Source organism: Psychrobacter sp. DAB_AL43B (genome assembly GCF_900168255.1).
In the GTDB taxonomy this organism is placed as follows: Bacteria; Pseudomonadota; Gammaproteobacteria; order Pseudomonadales; family Moraxellaceae; genus Psychrobacter.
Genome location: NZ_LT799838.1, coordinates 826,070 through 849,013 on the forward strand (window position 1 = coordinate 826,070; position 22,944 = coordinate 849,013).

General features: G+C 40.5%; 18 protein-coding genes. 14 read left to right on the forward strand and 4 right to left on the reverse strand.

Annotated elements, in window-relative coordinates:
- Nucleotides 1–59: 59 nt before the first annotated feature.
- Nucleotides 60–1,961 (reverse strand): L-aspartate oxidase, encoded by a 1,902-nt coding sequence (nadB, locus tag DABAL43B_RS03590; protein WP_079691099.1) that lies wholly within the window; start codon nt 1,959–1,961, stop codon nt 60–62.
- 1 nt (nt 1,962) lies between these two features.
- A complete protein-coding gene (gene nadA, locus DABAL43B_RS03595) occupies nt 1,963–3,102 on the reverse strand; it encodes a quinolinate synthase NadA (protein WP_079691100.1) in 1,140 nt (379 codons plus the stop codon).
- A 340-nt stretch (nt 3,103–3,442) separates the two neighbouring features.
- On the opposite strand from nadA, the gene DABAL43B_RS03600 reads away from it, so the two are divergent.
- The 4 genes from DABAL43B_RS03600 to DABAL43B_RS03615 all read left to right on the forward strand — a co-directional run bounded on the left by DABAL43B_RS03600 (nt 3,443) and on the right by DABAL43B_RS03615 (nt 8,349).
- A complete protein-coding gene (locus DABAL43B_RS03600; protein ID WP_079691101.1) occupies nt 3,443–4,519 on the forward strand; it encodes an NUDIX hydrolase in 1,077 nt (358 codons plus the stop codon).
- Between the two features lie 322 nt (nt 4,520–4,841).
- Entirely contained in the window at nt 4,842–5,702 is an 861-nt protein-coding gene (nadC, locus tag DABAL43B_RS03605) for a carboxylating nicotinate-nucleotide diphosphorylase (RefSeq protein ID WP_079691102.1), read from the forward strand.
- Between the two features lie 263 nt (nt 5,703–5,965).
- Nucleotides 5,966–6,607, forward strand: a complete 642-nt coding sequence (locus tag DABAL43B_RS03610) for a MarC family protein (protein ID WP_079691103.1) — start codon at nt 5,966–5,968, stop codon at nt 6,605–6,607.
- A gap of 359 nt (nt 6,608–6,966) precedes the next feature.
- Entirely contained in the window at nt 6,967–8,349 is a 1,383-nt protein-coding gene (locus tag DABAL43B_RS03615; protein ID WP_079691104.1) for an NAD(P)-binding domain-containing protein, read from the forward strand.
- A 242-nt stretch (nt 8,350–8,591) separates the two neighbouring features.
- Here DABAL43B_RS03615 and DABAL43B_RS03620 read toward each other — a convergent pair whose 3' ends face one another.
- On the reverse strand, nt 8,592–9,194 hold the full coding sequence (locus DABAL43B_RS03620; protein ID WP_079691105.1) for a LysE/ArgO family amino acid transporter: 603 nt from the start codon (nt 9,192–9,194) through the stop codon (nt 8,592–8,594).
- A gap of 184 nt (nt 9,195–9,378) precedes the next feature.
- Between DABAL43B_RS03620 and DABAL43B_RS03625 the strand changes: the two genes are divergently transcribed.
- The 3 genes from DABAL43B_RS03625 (at nt 9,379) to DABAL43B_RS03635 (ending at nt 11,771) form a co-directional block, all read left to right on the forward strand.
- Entirely contained in the window at nt 9,379–10,152 is a 774-nt protein-coding gene (locus DABAL43B_RS03625) for a hypothetical protein (protein ID WP_079691106.1), read from the forward strand.
- A 197-nt stretch (nt 10,153–10,349) separates the two neighbouring features.
- A complete protein-coding gene (locus tag DABAL43B_RS03630) occupies nt 10,350–11,009 on the forward strand; it encodes a hypothetical protein (RefSeq protein WP_079691107.1) in 660 nt (219 codons plus the stop codon).
- Between the two features lie 204 nt (nt 11,010–11,213).
- Nucleotides 11,214–11,771: a hypothetical protein gene (locus DABAL43B_RS03635; RefSeq protein WP_079691108.1), complete on the forward strand. Its 558-nt coding sequence runs from the start codon at nt 11,214–11,216 to the stop codon at nt 11,769–11,771.
- Nucleotides 11,772–11,895: 124 nt separating this feature from the next.
- Here DABAL43B_RS03635 and rluB read toward each other — a convergent pair whose 3' ends face one another.
- Nucleotides 11,896–12,831, reverse strand: a complete 936-nt coding sequence (gene rluB / locus DABAL43B_RS03640; protein WP_079691109.1) for a 23S rRNA pseudouridine(2605) synthase RluB — start codon at nt 12,829–12,831, stop codon at nt 11,896–11,898.
- A 474-nt stretch (nt 12,832–13,305) separates the two neighbouring features.
- Here rluB and DABAL43B_RS03645 point away from each other — a divergent pair, with 474 nt between their 5' ends.
- From DABAL43B_RS03645 to DABAL43B_RS03675, 7 genes are all read left to right on the forward strand, one after another.
- Complete coding sequence (locus tag DABAL43B_RS03645; protein ID WP_227516732.1) at nt 13,306–14,361, forward strand: polysaccharide biosynthesis/export family protein; 1,056 nt, start codon at nt 13,306–13,308, stop codon at nt 14,359–14,361.
- Between the two features lie 19 nt (nt 14,362–14,380).
- On the forward strand, nt 14,381–14,812 hold the full coding sequence (locus DABAL43B_RS03650) for a low molecular weight protein-tyrosine-phosphatase (protein ID WP_079691111.1): 432 nt from the start codon (nt 14,381–14,383) through the stop codon (nt 14,810–14,812).
- A gap of 90 nt (nt 14,813–14,902) precedes the next feature.
- Nucleotides 14,903–17,185: a GNVR domain-containing protein gene (locus DABAL43B_RS03655; protein ID WP_079691112.1), complete on the forward strand. Its 2,283-nt coding sequence runs from the start codon at nt 14,903–14,905 to the stop codon at nt 17,183–17,185.
- Nucleotides 17,186–17,248: 63 nt separating this feature from the next.
- Nucleotides 17,249–19,210 carry a polysaccharide biosynthesis protein gene (locus tag DABAL43B_RS03660; RefSeq protein WP_079691113.1) on the forward strand — a complete coding sequence of 654 codons (1,962 nt, stop codon included), beginning with the start codon at nt 17,249–17,251 and terminating at the stop codon, nt 19,208–19,210.
- 104 nt (nt 19,211–19,314) lie between these two features.
- On the forward strand, nt 19,315–20,589 hold the full coding sequence (locus DABAL43B_RS03665) for a lipopolysaccharide biosynthesis protein (RefSeq protein WP_079691114.1): 1,275 nt from the start codon (nt 19,315–19,317) through the stop codon (nt 20,587–20,589).
- 11 nt (nt 20,590–20,600) lie between these two features.
- Nucleotides 20,601–21,791: a UDP-N-acetylglucosamine 4,6-dehydratase gene (locus DABAL43B_RS03670; RefSeq protein WP_079691115.1), complete on the forward strand. Its 1,191-nt coding sequence runs from the start codon at nt 20,601–20,603 to the stop codon at nt 21,789–21,791.
- A gap of 7 nt (nt 21,792–21,798) precedes the next feature.
- Nucleotides 21,799–22,944: a LegC family aminotransferase gene (locus DABAL43B_RS03675; protein WP_079691116.1), complete on the forward strand. Its 1,146-nt coding sequence runs from the start codon at nt 21,799–21,801 to the stop codon at nt 22,942–22,944.

A 22,944-nucleotide genomic window follows, 5' to 3' on the forward strand; every position in this document is an offset into this window, starting at 1 on the left:
TAGATAGAAATGGTATTTAACCGTTTAGAAATGGTTAGAGCGGCGATCCTAAATTGCTATTAGCCATTGGCAACTGTTTTTGGCGCTCTAGCCTCTGTATGGCTGATTATAGGCTGAACCAACCAATTAAAGCTAACTTCTTGCAAACTTGATAATGGCTCAATCACACTAATTCGAGGAGTGGCTGATAAATGAGGGTAGTCTGTTCGATAATGTCCACCGCGACTTTCAAGGCGTTGCGATGCAGACTGAACAATTAAAGTCGCTAATTGTAGTTGCCGTGCTAACTGAAAGCTTACTAACTGATTCGAGCTCGTAAAATTATCCGCACTTCTTATATCGCAATGATTGGCTTTATAGCTGGTTATCTGTTGTTGCCATTGCTCAATTTTCATCAACGCTTGTTCTAACGGCTCAGCACTGCGACTGATACCCATATTATTGGTCATTAATACTTTGAGCTGGGCGGTTATTTCAATAAGCTCATTATCGCTGTTTAACTCATTTTTCAGGGTGTTATGCTTATAAGTGTCGACTAAAGGCAGAGTGGCGGCAGACAATATAACGGGCTGGGTTTCTTTAAGTATTGGTGGTGTCCATATATCAATAGCTGGCTGTTTTAAATTATCATCATAGGAAGCAGTCGCTAAACTTTCCATCGCTGTTAAATAGCGCGGTAAATCAGTAGCAATATTTCGCCCAACCACCACGCATTCTAACAACGAATTACTTGCCAAGCGATTGGCACCGTGTAAGCCTGTATAAGCAACTTCGCCAGCTGCATAAAGCCCTACCACATCGGTTACGCCATCGGCATCAGTGACCACACCGCCGCAACTATAATGCGCAGTGGGCGCAACTGGAATAGGCTTCCTAGTGATATCGATACCGAGGTCTAATAGCGTCTGATAAATTTGCGGAAAATGCTGTTGTACAAACACTGCAGGCAAATGACTGACATCAAGATTTACGTAGCCAAGCCCATTATTATTAATCTGCTCAGCGATTGCGCGAGCAACGATATCTCGCGGTGCAAGTTCAGCCCGCGCATCAATATCAAGCATAAAGCGTTTGCCGGTTTTTGGACAATACAGATGCCCACCTTCACCACGCAAGGCTTCGGAAATTAAAAAGCTGCTATCGCCTAGTGCTAGACCAGTTGGATGAAACTGGATAAATTCTAAATTTGCCAAACGGCATCCTGCTTGCCATGCCATCATAACGCCATCACCGACACAAACATTGGGCGCGCTGGCTCGCTTAAACAACTGTCCTAAACCGCCACTGGCTAGAACGACTGCGCGACTGTGGAAAGTCAGTAACCGTTGACTACTATGATCAAAGACCATCGCGCCTTGGCATTGGTTATCATTATTTTTTAAAAGGCTCAGTGCTTCATGATAGGGCAGAGTAGTGATGTTGGACGCGGCTTGTGCTTTTAAAGTTATGGCGTCCATCACATGCCGACCGGTAGCATCGTCAGCGTGGGCAACGCGTCTACAGCCATGACCGCCTTCTTTGGTTAAATGTAAATCGTCAGTTTGTAATTCATTTAAAGATCTTGCGCTGTAGTTTTGTCCCTTGTTTTCTTGCGGAATCTGAGTAAAGGGCACGCCTTGCTCGCACAGCCATTGGACGGCTTGCTGTCCAGCGCTTAGAATATTTGCCGTATTATCCGCTTCACATAATCCTGCGCCAGCGATCAGCGTATCGGCGATATGATCGGCAATTGAGTCGTTTTTATCCAAGCTTGCGGCGATACCACCTTGCGCATAATGGCTTGAGCAGACCTCAAGCGCTGATTTACTTAATACGGTAATGCTTAGCGATGCTGGTAAGGCAAGGGCGGTACTTAAACCAGCAAGCCCAGCACCAATAATAAGTACGTCCGTTTGTATAACCTCATCAGATTCATTAGCCACATCAGAATAATCTTTACCATTCGACCATATCGCGCTCATATTAGGCAGCCCCGACATTAGCAAACAGCGCACGGTCTTTAATGATATCACCGCTCGCTGCCACACGTTGCTTTTGTGACTCAGCAAAATCAAGCATACGTTGTAAGGGTTTTCTGGCTGCCGCTGCCAGCTCTGGCGTCATCAACACTTCACCGCTATGCTGTGTTAAGCACTGCTCAATACCTTGCAAACCATTCATCGCCATCCATGGACAAAAAGCACAGCTCTTGCAGCTGGCACTTTCGCCAGCCGTAGGCGCGGCCAAAAAGCGTTTATTTGGCGAGCGCTTTTGCATCTCGTGCAAGATGCCCAAATCGGTGGCGACGATAAAGGTATCGGCATCCATCTCATAGGTAGATTGCAACAGCTTACTGGTTGAGCCGACCACATCGGCAAGCGCAACCACGCTATCAGGTGATTCAGGATGCACCAACACTTTCGCTGTTGGATGTTCTGCCTTTAGTTGTTCAAGCTCGGTCGCTTTAAACTCATTATGTACCATGCATGAACCTTGCCAAAGCAGCATATCTGCGCCAGTTTCACGAGCGATATATTTACCCAAATGACGGTCAGGACCCCAGATAATAGGCTCGCCCTGTTCATGTAGATGACGAATGATGTCAATACCGACTGATGAGGTCACCACCCAATCAGCACGTGCTTTCACCGCAGCGCTGGTATTGGCATAAACCACCACGGTACGTTCAGGATGCGCATCGCAAAAGGCAGAAAACTCATCAGCTGGGCAGCCCAAATCAAGTGAGCATTCGGCTTCCAAGTCTGGCATCAGTACCGTTTTTTCCATACTTAGTATCTTCGCTGACTCACCCATAAAGCGTACGCCAGCAACTACTAAAGTCTGCGCACTATGGGCTTGCCCAAAGCGTGCCATCTCTAACGAATCACCTACGCAGCCACCTGTTACTAATGCCAAGTCTTGAATAAAAGGATCGACATAATAATGCGCGACCAGCACGGCGTTATTATCCTTTAATAATTGCTTGATATTTTCTTCGACTTTGAGTCGCTCACTACGCGGCAAATCAGCTGGCATCTTAGCTTTGGCATATTCGATATTCATGTGAGTTGCAATGCGATTGTCATTGCTCATAATGGGCGCGTCATACGGATAAGTTTTCATAATGGCAAACCTTTAATGCAATAACGACAAGTCATATGCCGCTAGAAATAAGACAATTAAATACAGCTAGAAATAGACTGTTTTTATTATGCTCATTTTGAGCATAAATACAAGGTTTTTTTATCGTTGGTTTTAAAAACGATACTAATTTATCTTAAAAAAGAAACATGGCTATACAAAATCTCCCTCATTTGTTTTCATATTTCTCTTTTTCAAACTCTTATATTTATGACGGCAGGCTATGATAGTTTTAGATTCACGTTATACTAAGCCGTACTACAAATATCAGGTTTTGTAGCTTTCACACGCATTTTAAAAATAAAGGATAACCCCTAAAGCCATGACGTTATCTTATTCACACGCGCATCAGCAAGGTAGCGGCACGACTGAAGTCGTCGCAGTGCTTGTCGCCATTACTGAGCACACGGCACGCGTTTTAACGGTTGATCAAGGCAAGCTATTGCCCAATGGACCACTGATGCCATTGCATCGCTCACTGCAAGCGGGTGTACGTCAATGGGTTGAGGAGCAAACGCAGCAGCCGCTTGGCTATTTGGAACAGCTATATACCTTTGTCGATACTAATAGACGCAATGTCGACGGTCATGCGCTTGTCTATGTCAGCTATTTGGGTTTGGTGCAAGAAACGCAAACACAGCAGCTGCAAAGCCAAGCGTTATGGCGCGATTGGTACGATTATTTCCCGTGGGAAAATCATTTAGATGGTATGCCAAGTATGATTATGGATCATATTGTGCCTGCGTTATTGTACTGGGCAGACAATGCAAAAGAGTCGGTCGTCCGGCAGCGCCGTCGTCAGCGTATTGGCCTATGCTGGGGAGTAAGTGAAGCATTTTTAGTTAGCGATATATTGACAGATAATCCTAACGATGATCGGTTAAATGACGATAAAGCGTCTGAGAGTAGAGAATGGGTCGCGGAGCATGTGCTATTACGCTATGAAATGCTTTATGAAGCGGGTCTTATTGCAGAAGCACCGACTTATCCACCAAGCTATCTATTAAGTTCACCGTCCAACGCCCAATCTAATAATACATTTAAATTACCTGATAACTGGTCGCAGTTAATAGGGGCACCTATGTACTATGACCATCGCCGTGTGATTGCTACCGCTATCTCAAGACTACGCGCAAAAATTGAATATCGACCGCTTATTTTTGGTCTAATGCCAGAGGTATTTACCTTGTCGCAATTACAGCAAAGTGTTGAAGCGCTATCAGGAATGCGACTACATAAGCAGAATTTTCGCCGTTTGCTGGATTCGCAAAATCTTGTGATGGAAACAGGGCAGAGTAGTAGCGCTCAGCGTGGTCGTCCTGCCAAGCTTTATCGCTTTCGCCATGATATTGAGCTACAAAGCTTATTGATGGATAGTAAATTACCTAAGCGTAAATAGCTACGCAATCTCTTTGATATCGTCGATTCAATTTAAAAACCATACAGTGCTAGTGATATGAATTTTTTGTAGCCTCTGTTACGTAGGCAGCAGCAAGCAAGAAAAATTGATAGCACTAACACGTCGCTATGAATGACTCTTTTTTATTAAACTTAATTATAGTTAAGCCCTATAGAGCTTATTAAATCCATAAATTTATGGACTGTTCTTGCGAGCCTATAAACTTTGCGCTATATTTATGCTCATTTTGAGTTTAAATAAACACTATTTATCATAATATACGCATATATTAAGTAAAAACACGCAAAAATGAGGGTTAAAAATGACAGCTAAACAAGAGCCAGCATTGGCTGAGGTATTACTGAAACACTTGGTTGAGGCCGCATTAACCGAAGATTTGGGCAGACGCGGTGATGTCACGTCACAAGCCACCATTCCAGCCGACATGCAAGCGCAATTACAGATTAAAGCAAGACAAGCAGGCGTGATATGCGGCATGGATTTAGCGCGCTTATCTTTTGCCTTAATTGATGCGCAGATAGAATTTATCGCTCAAGTCAATGACGGTGACACGGTCGAAGCTGGCGCGGTGTTGGCGATTGTCCGTGGTAATGCGCGAAATTTGCTGACCGCCGAGCGTACGGCACTTAACTTTATGACCCATCTGAGTGGCATTGCGACAGATACTAAAAAGATTGTCGATAGCGTGGCAGAATATCCTGCCCAAATTACCTGTACGCGTAAAACCATTCCGGGCTTGCGTATCGTACAAAAATACGCTGTACGCTGCGGCGGCGGACGCAATCATCGCTTAGGGTTAGATGACGCGATTTTAATCAAAGACAATCATATTGCCATTGCTGGTGATATCAAAACAGCCATTAAGCAAGCGCAAAACTTTGCTGGTCATCTGATCTCTATTGAAGTCGAAGTGGATACCTTAGAGCAGCTAGAGCAAGCACTCGATGCTGGCGTGAGTTTGGTACTGTTGGATAATATGTCACCTGAGATATTGTCGAAGGCAGTCGTGATGTGTAAAGATCGTGCTAAGACCGAAGCATCAGGCGGTATCACACCTGAAACGGTACAAGCGGTAGCAAAAACCGGCGTTGACTTTATTGCGATGGGTTATTTGACTCATAGTACGACAGCACTGGATATTGGGCTTGATTTTAGCGCCTAATGTTAGCACTTATTTTTATGGTTTGAGCTCTGCAATGTTAGCTTTATAGTTGGAATTACCGTTAAGTAGTCCATTGAAACGATAGATTGGTATTGAGGTTTTATGGATTTGGCTAGGTAAGAAAATTTAGGCAAAGTAATGATTTAATTAGCTTATCTGCCTATGATACAATGCCGTTGCTAACCGCCTATTAGGTCATCGCTGCACTCGCGCGATGGCCTTATCTTTTTGCCCGATTTGACCAATAGACAAGCGAGCACTCAGTGAATACTGAAATTATCAAGATAATCTTAGCCTTTATGGTACTGATTAATCCCTTTGGCGCATTGACGTTATTCTTGGATTTAACCCGCGGCTATTCGATGAATAATCGACGTAAAGTTGCGCGCGTCGCTTGTCTGACCATTTTTATTACCATTAGCTTTTTTACAGTAGCAGGTGAGACGTTACTAAAAGCCTTGGGTATTTCCATCGGCTCGTTTCAGTTGGCAGGTGGTATATTGGTATTCTTGATTGCTCTTAATATGATGAATGGCGATGGTAATCCCGTTAAGCCTGACCAAGAAAATTTCGATGTTGACCATGTACAAGACGCGCCGCCAACGATGGCAGCAGCGGTGGTGCCCATTGCCATTCCAATGATGATTGGACCTGGCGGTATCTCAACGGTTATTATTTATTCGTCACAAGTCTCTGGTATTTTGCAGGTCTCTGCCATATTGATTGCTGGATTGTTTATTAGCCTATTTTGTTATTTGGCATTGATGGCGGCAGGTCGTATCAGTCGTTTGTTGGGTGATACGGGGCTGAATATTATGAGCCGAATCATGGGTATGCTACTGGCGGCAGTTTCTATTGAAATTATCGTTAACGGGCTACGTACTTTATTTCCTGACTTAATGTAATTATTTTACTTTTCTCCTCCCTTATTTGTCTTTCATTTCTCGTATTCAGCTATTTTTCTTTATATTAAATTACTTCTTCTTATATGTTATTTTCATTATTTAGGCTGTGTAGAAAGATACAGCCTAAATAATGAAAATTCAACGCGCCCTAAAAAGCACCTCAAACATTATCAATTGAGATAAGCCAATAATCGTTAAACATCATTAAATTAGAACGAGATGAAAGGCAGCTTAACGCCTGTGTTTTAGCGCTTAGTCATGGCATTAATAATTTCGATTAATCACCAAAAGTCTGCTCCTAAACGCCATTCATGAAAATATGTTATGATAGTGTTACGACAATATTACAGGAGTTCGTTTTGAGTAAGAAAAGAATAGCGATTTTAGGTGCAGGTCCAAGTGGTTTGGCACAGTTACGTGCTTTTGAAGCGGCTCGATTGGCCGGGGTAAAGGATTTACCTGAAATAATTTGCTACGAAAAGCAAAATGCCATTGGTGGCATGTGGAACTACAGTTGGCGTACCGGTTTAGATAGAAACGGTGAACCCGTTCATGGCAGTATGTACCGTTATTTATGGTCAAATGGACCTAAAGAATGTTTAGAGTTTGCTGATTATTCATTTGATGAGCACTTTGGCGAAGCCATTCCATCATATCCGCCTCGTGAGGTTTTAAAAGACTACATCATGGGTCGCATCGATAAACAAGACATCCAAAAATACATCCGCTTTGAGTGCCCAGTGCGTTGGGTATCATTTGATGATGACACGCAAAAATTTACCGTCACGGTCATGAACCATAAAACGGATGAGCAAGAAGTTGAAGAGTTTGATTATGTCGTGGTGGCGACTGGTCATTTCTCAACGCCAAATATGCCATACTTTCAAGGCTTAGAAGAATTCCCAGGTCGTATCCTGCACGCTCATGACTTCCGTGATGCGCTAGAATTTAAAGACGAAGACATTCTACTTATCGGTAGTAGCTATTCTGCCGAAGATATTGGTACGCAATGTTATAAGTATGGTACCAAATCAGTCACTATTAGTTATCGCTCACAAGCACTCGGCTATGAATGGCCAGAAGGTATTAAAGAAGTTCCGATAGTGACACACTTTGAAGACGATGTGGCGCATTTTGCCGACGGTACTAGCCAAAAATTTGACGCCATTATTATGTGTACGGGCTATTTGTTCCACTTCCCATTTATGCCTGATGAGCTGCGTTTGCAGACGCATAACTGCTTATACCCCGCCAATCTGTACAAAGGTATCTTTTGGCAGCCTAATCCAAAGTTGATTTACTTAGGTATGCAAGATCAGTATTTCACCTTTAATATGTTTGATGCCCAAGCGTGGTATGCACGCGATGTCATCATGGGCGATATCGAATTGCCTGACCTATTAAGCCGTGAAGCAGACGAGCAACAGTGGTTAGCAACTTATGCTAAGTGTGTCACCGTCAGTGATTCGATTGATTTTCAGGCAAGCTATATCCGTGATTTAACCAATGCCACTGATTACCCAGAGTTTGCGGTTGAAAAGCAAGGCGAAATCTTAAAGGAATGGCAAAAGGATAAAGCCGAAGATATCATGACCTTTAGAGAAAAGGCTTATCGTTCCACGTTGACTGGTACGCTATCACCTGAGTTGCCAGAGCCTTGGTTAGATATTCTTGATGATTCGCTAGAGCACTTTTTGAACTTAACCTTTGTTAAGCCTAAAAAACGTAAAAAGGCGTCATAGTTTATATGATCTGTTAACAATAAAAGAGATACGTTAATAGCAACGTGCTACTGATACTAGTTTTTCTTGCTTGCTGTTCGCATGCGTGACAGAGGCTGCAAAAAATCAGTATCAGTAGCACGGCATCGTTTTTAAGTAGGATTGACTCAGTTACTAAGAATTAAAAAAACCAAATACATTTAATAGATGTGTTTGGTTTTTTTATTTTTTAGTTTAAATATTTCTAGCTATAAATAGCTGTTTTAACTTTGATATAAATGCCAAGCCAAATACAACATCAGTATGCCTACCAAAGCATCGAGTATATTCCACGCTTTTGGTTTGGCAAATAAAGGTTTGAGTAATCTTGCACCGTAGCCCAGCGCAAAAAAGAAAAAGAACGAGGCACTGACTGCACCCATTGCAAATGTAAGCTTACTACTAGCGCCCGTTGAAACCATACCGACGAGCACCAATGTATCTAAGTAGACATGTGGATTTAGCCACGTAAAACCAAAGCATAATAACAGCGCCTTTTTTAAGCTGGTCACGACTTGTCCATCGACGGTAAGTGCATGTGATAAGCGTACGCTGGCATACAAGCTCTGCAACCCATAGCCTAATAAAAATATGACGCCAGCAAGCTTTGCGATATTAACGACTTGCGGATAGCGCGCCGTGACTGCGCCAAAACCACCAACGCCAGCCGATATTAAAAGTGCATCACTCACGGCACAAAACAAACAAACAAAAAATATGTGCTCGCGTTTTAGCCCTTGTTTGAGGACAAATGCGTTTTGTGAACCAATGGCGATAATCAGTGATAAGCCAAGCAAAAAACCAGAACTATAATCGGCGATATTCATGACAGTTGACTTAACCTTTAATAAATAAAATGGTGACGTTTGCTTACTGGCAGCATGGCAAAAAGCTGTTAAGATAAGGGATTAATTGTTCGAATGCAATATTCCAAATGCAATATACAGTAAGATGCAACCAATCGTAAATAGGCGAGGAGCAGGGTAGGTCATGGTCATAAGTTTGACAAGAATGCTACAGTCGTTTGGGCAAGCACAAGATGACCTGCCAACCGTCGCTGCCAAAAAGGCTCAGCAAGCGGCTGCCAATAACCTTGCTAATAATGAAAACGATGCGGCTCGTCGCGATACTGGTAATAAGCAGGAACATGCTAATACTGCAACGCTTAAAGCTTCACCGCCTACTGCTTCACCACTTACCGAGCCGCAGCGTACCGAACGTATTTGTAATGCCTTAGCACAAGTGAATGATATTCGGACGCCGACGCCATTGACTGATCGCTATTTGTCCAATCGCGCCAAGATGCGACCGACCAATAGACCTCCTTTTGACCCAGATACCTTATGGTATCTTAAACATGGACGCTGTCCGATTATGACTGAGCTTGTTGATGTGGTCGATGAAGCCACCCTAAACGCCATGCCTATTGAGGCGGTCGCGATACTAGATCGAATAAATGGCAAGTTAAAACGTTACCGTGAATGGAGTAGCGAGCTCAATGAGCAACAACAGCAGCAACATAATGAGCGGCAATTTGTCATTGATAAGCTGATATCAGAAAGTATTCCTGAAGCGCTACATCATTACGAGCAGCTGCAACGTTTCAGTCCGCATCGTACGAAAAATAATGTGGTACAGGGTAAAATGACGGCAGGCGATATGCTGACTGATTTATTTTTAGAGATCGATTACGAGCTTGATGAGTTATTGGATGAGTTACATCAAACCGTGATGAATCGTCTTGCTTCAACCCATCGTTATGTCAAAAGCCGTACGCAAAACTAACTGCTGACTACTTTAAATTGGCATTATCAACTTAAGCTAGGTTAGCTTCATGACACATAATCGACTCAATGCATAACAATATAGGGCTTTAACAGAGCCTTATTTTTTTGTTTAATAATAAGAGCTATTAAACAACTATTATCTAAAATAATAATCAATTTTGCCAATCAGTTTTGCCAAATAAAGAGGACCATCCAATGACCCAAATAACTGCGATGTTAGTAATGTTTGTTTTATATGGGGTGTTACCAGCCGCTGGGTTATATCTAGGGTATCGTGGTATAAAAAAAGTGACTGCGCCCAAAATGCTCGAATATAAAGCGATGCCGCAATTGGGTTATATTCCTGAAAAAAGCTTACCAGAGGAAGTCAAAACAGCACTTACCCAAATAAATGAAAAAGGTGAGAAGCTGCGTGTCATTTATGGTGATAGCAATAATGATGGCAAGATAGATGATAAAGATACCGTTAACGAAACCTATATCATGATTCAAAACTTGATGGATAGACATGTGCCGCAAGCAATAGCGGATTATCGTCGTTTACATGACTTAGATGGCGCACTGGCTGATAATACTAAAATTAAGCACTCTGATGTCACTGGCAAAGAAGCGCTGCTAGATGTGCTTATGACGATTAATACGCAGTTCGATGACCTGCTTAATGCCTCATATCATCAAGATGGACAAAAGCTCCTAGCCACCAATAGATATTTACAGCAGCGTTTTGATAATCCGGCAAACAAGGCCGATATACAGCAGCTTGATAGTAACGCTACTGAGATCAATGCTATTAAAAACAATGCTATTGAAAGCCCAACTGGCGAACGCGCTAATACTGAAGACATTAAGCTTTAGATGGCGCACTATAATCAATCCACTATAAAATAAACACAGTGCTACTGGTATAAATTTTGCGCAGCCTCTGTCTGCATAGGCACAGCAAGCAAGGAAAAGTTATACCAGTAGCACGTTATAATATTTGTACTTTTTTTATTTGGGACTGACTATATAAGTACTAAATCATAAGTTGCATAATTGAATGATAAAAAGTGAGCTGGCATGAGTATATTAATAGGCGTTGGTGTCGTAACGACAGTGACCGTCTTTTATTTGGGTAGAAAAGGTTGGCATGCTCTGCATAAAGCGGTCGGTATTACGCCCGGCGTGCTTATTTATCAGGATGCTAATGCACCATTATTGCTATCGAATATAAGCTGGCAACAGCTTAACTTGAATAAGAAGCATCTTAAATCCTTAGCAAACGAACAGCTTCACCAATTACAGCGTATTGATGAAAAAGTAAGTCAATATCAAGCCTATCAAATAGAGCTACAAGCGCAGAAAATGACACCTGCAATCAGCGAACAGCAGTTTGTATTGCATAAAATGCTGCATACGCGTCTACCTGAAATGCTCGCCAGTTATTATCAACTAACGACTATTAATTCAACGGTTAAAGGCGTTAATAATAAATCACGAGCTGAAGCTGGTAAGTTACTTCAAGAAGCATTAGATAATATCGAGCAGCGCTTAGATAACTTATTAGAGCAAATGCAGAGGCAGAAATTACAGGATTTACGAATCATGAAAAATTATATCGATAGTCATAATAGCTAAGTTTTGAGTTGGTAAAAATCGGCTATTAAAAAACATATATAAAAAAGCTGCTAATGATTATTTATCATTGGCAGCTTTTTTATATCTTATTCTAAATCTATAAAAGACTTAAAATAAATTTAGATTAACGCTTGTCGTTACGATCTCGAGTATTACGTGTGCCGCGACTGGCAGGACTTGCACTGCTTTTAGGTTTTGCGCTACTATTTTTAGTACCACCACTACGCGAACTGTTTTCAGTGCGGCGTGCTTTAAGCGGCTTGCTTTTAATACGCTCTTGCTTCTCTTTAGCAGCGCCATGAAGACCAGTACCATAACGTGGGCGTAAGCTCACTAGGTCTGTTAACGTATTAATATCTTTTCTATCTAGCTCTAAGAAACGACCCGTACGTAGCTCTTTTGGTAACGCAATATTACCATAGCTCGTACGTAATAGACGGCTGACTTTAAGACCTTGGGATTCAAATAGACGGCGTACTTCACGGTTACGACCTTCTTTAAGCTTAACATGATGCCACTTGTTGACGCCTTCACCGCCGCCTTCTTTGATGTCTTCGAACTTAGCCAAGCCATCTTCTAACATGACACCTGTTGTCATCGCGCGTGCCATATCTGGGGTAACATCGCCCAGTACCCGTACAGCGTATTCACGGGTCACTTCGCTAGATGGATGCATCAAGCGATGCGCCATCTCGCCATCATTAGTAAATAATAATAGACCCGTTGAGTTAATATCCAAGCGTCCAACCATTACCCAGCGGTCATGAGTCAGCTTTGGCAAACGCTCAAATACGGTTGGACGACCTTCTGGATCATTGGCAGAGCATACTTCGCCTTCAGGCTTATAATAAGCTAAGACGCGGCGACGTTTCTCATTTTCAGAAGTATATTTGATCTGACGACCATCAACACGGATCTCATCACCTTGCTCAACACGATCACCAATAGTTGCAGGTCCATTATTGACGGTTACACGGCCTGCTTTAATGACTTCTTCCATTTGACGACGTGAACCAAGTCCCATACGGGCAAGTGCTTTCTGTAATTTTTCATCTTTCATAACGATTTCCTTGAATCGGTGGGTTTACATTTCTCAATGTATAAATTTTGACTGGCTATTATACGCTATTTATAAGCGTTACAGAGATTATATTTAGGTCGCTCTCTGCTTTTACACACAAATAAAGTAAATAGTTTTAATATTATTTGTTGGTTAAAATCGATTGGTGAAATCATAAAGATAACAATATTTATTAATTAACGGGCTTAGTAAACATGCAATTATATTTGTTAAATATACCAATAATTACATATAAATCACTTTCAAATTAAGTTCGTTTTCTATCAAAAATACATGATTATGGTTCAAAATTTAACCACCTATGTTATTATGGCTTTGTTTTTTGTGTGTCATGTAACGCTTTGGTATTATTGTCTGTTTTTCAATTGCTAGACACTACTTATATCTATGATTTATAAAGGTTGTTTTATGTTTTTCAATTCATCAAAGCTATTAAGTATAACGTGTCTACTAATGCTTAGTCTGGTTTCCGGCTGTTCTAGTATCAATGCAGGATTGCAAGCAGGTGAGCTGCCGCCAAGTGGCGCATTTATCGCTGAAAACGGTTTGCATTTTAATATTCAATCGTTAAATCTAGCCACATTACCACCTAAACAAGCAGTGCTTCCAAATAGCAACTTAGGTCAGCTAATAAGAAACTCTGGTCGAGTAGACTATCGTATTGCTGAAAGCGATATTCTCAGTATTGTACTTACCGGTTATCCTAATATTACACCCCTACCAGCTGGCGATGTGACTAATCCTTATGCTGCAGGTTTTCCTGTTGACCAACAAGGTTTTGTTCAGTTCCCACTCGTTGGGCGTATAAAAGCCAGTGGTATGAGCGTACCGCAATTTACTGCCAACTTACAGAAACAGCTGCAACGCTACCTTAAGTATTCAGACCCACAGGTTAAAATCGTTAATTATCGAGGCAATAAATTTTTTATTGATGGTGAAGTCAAACAGCCGGGGGAATTTGCGATTAATGATGCTCCAGTTTCGCTATATAGCGCGATTTCTATGGCTGGTGGCGCAACGACTACCGGTGACTCAAACAATATTGTTTTTAATCGTAAAGGTGTAAATTACAATATTGGATTGCAATCTTTACGCCAATTAGGAACGTCCGCCAATCAAATCTATCTGCAAGATGGCGATTCTATTCATGTTAATAGTCAAGATCGTAATAAAGTATATGTCTTAGGGGAGTTTGGGCGTGTAGAGCCTGTTCCTATTCGAGAGCAAGGCATTAGTTTGGCGCAAGTGCTAGGCGAGTCAAAAGGCCTAGATTCTAATACTGCCAATGCCGCTAAGATATATGTAGTGCGTGATAATCTTAATACCAGAACGACAGACATTTATTATGTTGATATGCAGACGATTACCAGTTTTGCACTTGCCAATCGTTTTGAGATGCGTGCCAATGATATCGTCTATGTTGATCCTACTGGCTTGACGCGCTGGAACCGTGTCATTAGTGCAATACTACCTTCCACTTCTGCAATTAGTCTCCTTTCAGGCTTATAGATAACAGGTAATAGTCATAATGGCATTTGATAATATTTTAGTGGTTTGTGTGGGCAATATTTGTCGTAGCCCGATGGCAGAAGCACTATTGAAGCAGCGTTTCCCTAATAAAATCATTGATTCTGCAGGTGTCGGCGCTTTGGTTGGCCACCCTGCCGATCCAGCAGCGCTAGAAATCATGTCAAAACAGCAGATTGACATTACCAATCATGTTGCTAAGCAGATTGATGAGCAGTTAGCAAAAAAGGCTGACATTATTTTTACTATGTCAGATGGTCAGACCAAATGGATTGAAGAGCGCTGGCCATTTTGCCGTGGCAAAACTTTCAAGCTGGGTCATTGGATGGATAAAGATATTGCTGATCCTTACAAGCATGAGATGAGCGCGTTTAAAACGGCATACCAAGATATTGTGGATGGTCTAGAGCAATGGGCTGATAAAATCAGTTAAATATCCGACACTATCAGCTGAGTATGAAGAATACTCGTTATTAAGCACTCTGCTACAAAGTGATTAACCTTAAGCGATGAATATATAAATATGAATACAGATTCACAAAACATGTCGAAGCCTATCAATGATAACGCCAATAATAGTGATAATGACGAGATTGATTTAATGGCACTGTTGTTGGCGCTATTACGCGGATGGAAAACTATACTATTATTTATATTGCTAGGGTTAGTTGTCGGGGTACTCTATAGTCGCTATGTCAACCCCACTTATCGCTCTGATGCTTTGATTCAAATTGATGAGAAGTCGTCAGGTCTACCTGCACTTGGGGAAAATATTTCTGATCTATTAGGTTCTGAGGCAAGTAAAGCGCAGACTGAAGCTGAGTTAATCCGCTCACGTATGATTTTAGAACCCGTGGTTAATGACCTGCATTTGCGTATTAATGTTACTGATCTTGAGGTCAGTGCTATCGATAAAGTGATCAACGATCGTACTCATACACAATTAAATGCACCTGAAGGTGTTGCTCTAAAGACAGCAGAAGGTCAAGTGCAGATCAGTCAATTTAACGTTTCACAAGCCTATCTAAACCAGCCTTTTACATTGACTCGAGAAGGCACTGGCTTTGTATTGAGTAACGGCTTTGATGACTTTAAAGGCAAGCTTAATCAGGTAAATAAGTTTAGCGGTGTAGACGGTCAGATTCATATTACAGTCAATGACCTACCAGCTGACGGTCATGGTATCAGTATTATCAAACAGTCATTACAGACTACTACTGATGAGCTTAATAAGAAACTGGCAGTTATTGAAAAAGGTAAACAAACGGGTATCATCGAGCTGTCGATGACTGGCGCTAATCAGCAGCAAACAAGTTTAATACTTAAGAAAATCATCTTTTCGTATATTGATAAGAACGAATCTCGAGGCTCTGAGGAAACCACTAAAACCATTAGTTTTATGGAAACCCAAATTCCTGTCCTTAAGAAAAAACTTGAGGATGCTGAAGGCGTATTCAATGAGTTTCGTAAAAAGTATGGCACGATTGATGTCGCAAAAGAGGCTGAGTTACTACTTGTGGAAAACTCTAATATCGGCGTGCAACTCAATGAGCTCAAGCTTAAAAAGGCTGATCTCACCACTTATTATACAGAAGAACATCCCTTAGTTATTCAGATTGATGAGCAACTAAAAGTGTTAAATGATAGAAAGCAGACTATTAATAATACTATTGGAGGCTTACCAGAGCTACAACGAGAGTTTCTTAAGCTGTCACAAGACACAGAAATTAATAGAGAGATCTATCTAACTTTACTCAAAAACTATCAGCAATTACAGATAGCTAAAGCAGGTCAGTCAGGTTTTGCTCGAATTATTGATTTACCTATCAGTACTTATAAGGCAATTGCCCCAAAAAAGCTTTTGATTATTACCTTAGCAGCATTGTTAGGAGCGATGCTGGGTTCTATGTTGGTACTCATTAAGAATATGATACGAAATGTGGTCAAAGACCCTGAACGTCTTGAGGCCAAAACTGGCATACCAGTCATTGCGACAATACCACGTTCACCAACATTAATCCGTTTAGGTAAAAACAAAAAATCACCAAATAGATTGTTGGCCTATGCCGACAATAACGGTCTAAGCTATGAGGCGATAAAAAGTCTAAGAACAAACTTAATGTTTAGTATGGGTTCAGTTGCCAAAAGTGGTCAGCGTGCTAGAGTCATTTTAATTACAGGTGAAAGCCCTGGGATTGGTAAATCTTTTATTTCATCTAACTTATCAGAGGTGTTTTCGCAGTTAGATAAAAAGGTTCTGATTATAGATGCAGACATGAGATTGGGTGAACTGCACAAGATGTTTAATATGGATCAAAATAATGGTCTAGGAGACTATCTATCACTGCCTAAAGTTGAGAGTCAGACAGTATCTATTATTGGAGTGCAGTCCGCAGAATATTTAGAACCGCTACCACAAAGTATTGTCGATTATATTCATCCAACTGGCATGGATAATATTGACTTCATACCACGAGGTCAGAATCCTCGTAACCCATCAGCTTTACTGGTAAGTGATAAATTTGTAGAATTGATGAATAATCTTAATGTGCATTACGATTATATTATTATTGATACGCCGCCTGTTTTAGCCGCATCAGACGCTATTATTTTATCCGAATATGCGGATAAAGTTTTAATGGTTGCTCGCTATGATAAATCTATAGAAGGTCAAGTAGCTTATGCGGTTAGACAAATGCATAAAGCCAACATAAAAGTAGATGGTATTATCTTAAATGATGTACAGCAAGGTATCTTGAGCAAATATAGTTATCACTATAGTTATGCTTATGGCAATAATAACTAATATATATCTTAACCATATCGTATTATCTTGCTTATTAGTACTTAAATGAAATAGTTGCTTGTTATGCCAATTGATCCATCAATAATTTCTAAGAAAGATAAAATATCTTCTATAGAGCCTAATGATTTTGCTGAGCGTACTGCTAGGATATTGTTGAGCCTGCCTCGAAGCGTTAAGCGTAGTATTTTAATATTGGCTGATTTTATCATGTCAGTAGTTTGTCTATTCTTTGCCGTTGCAGCACGCTATGGGTATGTAGACCATCATGTAAGTTTATGGTTATTAAGTGTCAGTGCACTGATTCCAGTATTATGCCTATATGCTATTGGATTTTATAATGGCGTGGCACGAGGGTTCTTTGATGCGATGATGGGTAGCGTATTACAACTTTTCTTTGTACTCATCATCGTTGCCCAAACTGTTTTATATTTTAAATTACTACCCGGTATCCCTCGTGCAGTACCTATCTTATATCTGTTTCTATTTTTTATATGGCTATGGAATAGCCGCTTAACGATTAGAGAGCTGCTAGCAAGGTGGCAGGGTCAAAGGCAGCAACATAAGTATGATGATTATGATAACGTTGTTATTTATGGGGCAGGAGAGGCAGGCAAAGAGCTCCTAGAAGGTTTGAGAAACTCTCATAAGTATAACGTGGTCGCTTATATTGATGATGATCCGCAGCTCACCGGTGCTTATTTACTTGGTAAAAAGATTTATCCTGCTCATAAGTTGGTGAGTTTAGTAGATGAGCTTGAGATTGCACAAGTTTTTTTAGCCATTCCCTCTATCAGCCGTGCGCAAAAAAGGCAGATTATAGATAAATTATCTGGCATAGCCATTAAAATTAAAGAGCTACCAAGCTTAGAAGAAATCGCTGACGAAAAAGTCACTGTCAGTAGTATGCGCAAAATTGATATTTTAGATGTGCTAGATCGGCAAACGGTGGAGCCAGATGAGCAGCTGTTGCAGCTCAATATCACAAATAAATGCGTATTAGTGACTGGTGCTGGGGGCTCTATCGGTAGTGAGTTATGCCGACAAATTATTAAAAATAAACCTCAGTGTCTGGTTCTTTACGAGCTGTCTGAGTTTGCACTTTATAGTATCCATCAAGAGCTGATAGCAAAACAAGCTAGTAACCTTGCTTATCAAAACATTAAAATCATTGCCGTTATTGGTAATGTAACTAACGAACCGAACCTGCTTAGAATACTTAATCTCCATGATATACAGACTGTCTATCATGCAGCTGCTTATAAACATGTGCCTATGGTAGAGCACAATCCTTTTGAGGGTGTTATCAATAATACCAAAGGCACTTATCACTGTGCGCGAGCAGCTATCAAAGCCAATGTTGAGACATTTGTGCTTATCTCTACAGATAAAGCTGTAAGACCGACCAATGTGATGGGCGCTTCTAAGCGTTTAGCGGAATTAGTCTGTCAAGGTCTAAGTCAGACAAACAATAAAACCTGTATTAGTATGGTGCGCTTCGGTAATGTCCTTGGCTCGTCAGGCTCTGTCGTACCCGTATTTACTAAGCAAATAGAACAAGGTAAGCCAATAACAGTTACCCATCCTGATGTTACGCGTTATTTTATGACGATCCCAGAGGCGGCGAACTTGGTTATCCAAGCAGGTGCAATGGCATCAGGTGGTGAAGTATTCGTGCTTGATATGGGCGAGCCGGTCAAGATTATTGATTTAGCACATCGAATGATTCATTTAAGCGGTTTTGATATTAAAGATGCTGCCCATCCTGAAGGTGATATCGAGGTCATCTTTACGGGTCTTAGAGCAGGAGAAAAGCTCTATGAGGAGCTAATCATTGGTGAAGATAATGTCGAAGCAACCGATCATCCTCTTATCATGCAAGCGATAGAGCATAGCTTTCCATTAGCCGATATTGAAACCGTATTGTTCGAGATTACTGAAAGGCAAAAAGAGTTTGATGTACCTTGGCTAAAGCAGCAGTTTAAGCAGTTTGTGGAAGGCTATCAGGAAGGAGCTACTCCGACATAGCATAGTAACTATTATGCTCATATTATTTAAATAGACGCTACAATAATATCAAAATAACTATGATTCTTTCCGCTATTTTTTTAGGTTAAATACAATTTATTCATATGATAAAACTTAAAGCTAATAGTTTCGTTGGGGGTGCTGGAGTCTATTTATTTTCTAATATTCTTAATGTTGTAATTCCTTTCATCTTATTACCGATACTAACGCGTTATCTAAGTCCTTCTGAATATGGTGAAGTAGCTATGTTCCAGACTTTGTTAGGTGCAGTAGGTGCGTTCGTAGGAATTACTTTTGTTGGTGCTGCAGGACGTAAATTTTATGATACTGACCTTAAACAAGGTGAGCTTGCTGAATTTATAGGCTCTTGCATTCAACTTATTCTGATTTTCTCACTGGTAGTATTAACAGTATGTTTTCTTTTCCGAATACAGCTTTCTGGATGGATAGGGATTAAGACTGAATATATTACTTGGGCTGTACTCGTTGCATCTTTTAATGTAATTATCACAATACGCTTAGATCAGTGGCAAATAAGGAAACAAGCCATTAAATATGGTGTATTGCAAATCTCACAAAGTCTATTTAATATGCTTTTATCGTTGCTCTTTGTCGTTGCTCTTTTAAAAGGAGCAGAAGGGCGAATAGATTCTCAGATAATAGTAAGTTTGGTGTTTGTAGTGTTAGCGTTATACCTCTTAAACAAAGATAATATCCTTAAAGTTTTTGTATGGCGAAAAGAGTATTTATTTGAGGCACTCAAATTCGGTGTTCCTCTTATCCCTCACATAGCTGGTAGTTTTTTGCTACTGTCAGTAGATCGCTTTGTTATTAATAAAGAAATAGGAATTGCCGAAGCTGGAATATATATGGTTGCTGTCCAGTTAACAGCAGCAATAGGTATTGTTTTCGATGCTATCAATAAAGCATATATACCTTGGTTATTTGAAAAGCTAAAAGCTGACCAGTTAGAAGAAAAGCAAAAAATAGTTAAATTAACCTATGCTTGGTTTTTTCTAATTATCTTAGGTGTTATGCTTTCTTTTTTCATTGGACCGCCATTGGTGGTGTTAATAGCAGGCGAACAATATGCTCAAGCGGGTAAGGTAATAGGGTGGTTGGCATTAGGACAAGGCTTTCAGGGCATGTATCTTATGGTTACTAACTATATATTTTACTCTAAAAGAACCGGCTTGCTTTCATTAGCATCTATTAGCTCAGGTATATTAAATTTAATTTTATTGATTGTTTTAGTACGTATTATTGGTTTGGAAGGTGCAGCGATTGCATTTGCTATATCAATGTGCATTCGTTTCTTATTAACATGGTGGATAGCGCATAAGCGTCATCCAATGCCTTGGTTTAATTTCATTAAGTAGATAGGTTTATTATGGCTTCTATTTTAAAATTAATTGGTAGAGAAAAAAAGTTATTCACTGCTGATATTAGTAATCATTCAGAAAAGATTTTAGAGATTGTTTCTAGTTCACGGTTTTTAGTTTTAGGTGGTGCTGGATCTATCGGTCAAGCAGTCGTTAAGGAAATATTTAAACGTAATCCACAGAAGCTTCATGTTGTGGATATCAGTGAAAATAACTTGGTTGAATTGGTACGTGATATTCGTAGCTCTTTTGGCTATATCAATGGTGACTTTCAGACCTTTGCATTAGATATTGGCTCTATTGAATATGATGCTTTCTTTAAGGCCGATGGGAAGTTCGATTATGTGCTTAATTTGTCTGCATTAAAGCATGTACGTAGTGAAAAAGACCCTTATACGTTAATGCGCATGATTGAAGTTAATATATTCAATACAGATAAAACACTACAACAGTCTATTGATCAAGGTGTCAAAAAGTATTTTTGTGTATCTACGGATAAAGCAGCTAACCCAGTGAATATGATGGGAGCGTCAAAACGTATTATGGAAATGTTCTTGATGCGACGTAGTCTTGAAATTGATATTTCTACTGCACGTTTTGCCAATGTTGCTTTCTCTGATGGGTCGTTATTACATGGTTTTAATCAGCGCTTGGAAAAACGTCAGCCTATAGTTGCGCCTAATGACATAAAACGTTATTTCGTTACCCCGCAAGAGTCTGGTGAGCTGTGTCTAATGTCATGTGTTTTCGGTGAAAATCGTGATATTTTCTTTCCTAAGCTTAGTGAAAGTTTACATCTGATTTCATTTGCTGATATTGCTGTCAAATATCTTACACAAAAAGGTTTTGAACCGGTATTGTGCAGCACTGAAGATGAAGCAAGAGAGTTAGCTAAAACCCTACCGGAGCAAGGCAAATGGCCTTGTTTATTTACTGGCAGCGATACAACGGGCGAAAAAGACTTTGAAGAGTTTTTTACTGATGCAGAAATACTGGACATGCAGCGCTTTAGTAATTTAGGAGTGATTAAAAATGAGCCCGTGTTTAATGCTGATTTGCTAGCAGAGTTTGAAGGAAGCATTTGCTCAATGAAAAGTAACTTAGCATGGGATAAAGAAGCTATTGTTGAACTTTTCTTTAAAATAATCCCTGATTTCGGTCATAAAGAAACAGGTAAGTATCTTGATAGCAAAATGTGAGACAAAAATGCAAACACAACTAATTCAACTAGTTAGAAACATCTATTCCACCAACGACTTTATTCCATTGCATGCTCCAACTTTTACAGGTAATGAGCAGACATATTTAGCCGAAACTATTACTAGCACTTTTGTATCAAGTGTAGGTAAGTTTGTTAGCGAGTTCGAACAAAAAATTGAGGCTTTCACGCATACTTCGCGTGCTATTGCTACTGTAAATGGCACTGCAGCCTTGCATTCAGCTTTACACTTGTCAGACGTGAAGGCAGGTGACTTGGTATTGACTCAAGCTTTAACTTTTGTAGCAACATGCAATGCATTACACCACATGGGAGCTAAGCCAGTTTTTATTGACATCGAGCTCAATTCTTTTGGTTTGTGCCCTAATGCTACTTCTGCATGGTTATCGGATAATGCTATGCTAGACGGTGATGATCAGTGTCGTCACAAAGAAAGTGGAGCTGCAATAAAAGCGGTCATGCCAATGCATACCTTTGGTCATCCAGTCCAGATTGATGAGCTATTAACAATTTGCCAAGAGTGGAATCTAACTTTAATTGAAGATGCTGCTGAAAGCTTAGGTTCCTATTATAAGAATCAACATACGGGTACTTTAGGACGCTTTGGCGCATTAAGCTTTAATGGTAATAAAGTAATTACTACTGGCGGCGGCGGTATGCTGTTGTGCCGTGAGCAAGCCGACGGTATGAGAGCCAAACATATCACCACTACCGCTAAAGTACCACACGCCTATGAGTTCTACCACGATGAAGCAGGGTTTAATTACCGAATGCCCAACCTTAATGCCGCTTTAGGCTGTGCACAAATGGAGCAGCTTCAGGCGAAGCTTGCTAATAAGCGAGTTATTGCTAAGCGTTACGCTGAGTTTTTCGAGGGAAGTAACTTTCGTTTTGTAAAAGAGCCTGATTATGCGCGTTCCAACTACTGGTTAAATGCGGTAGTCTGTCCCGATTTAGATACACGTAATACTCTATTAGAAACTACAAATGCACAAGGTGTCATGACTCGTCCCGTTTGGCAACTGATGCACCGTTTACCTATGTTTGCTAATGCTTTACGCGGTGATCTTACCAATTCTGAGTGGGCAGAAGCCAGATTAGTTAATTTACCTAGCTCTCCTGTAGGAAAATAA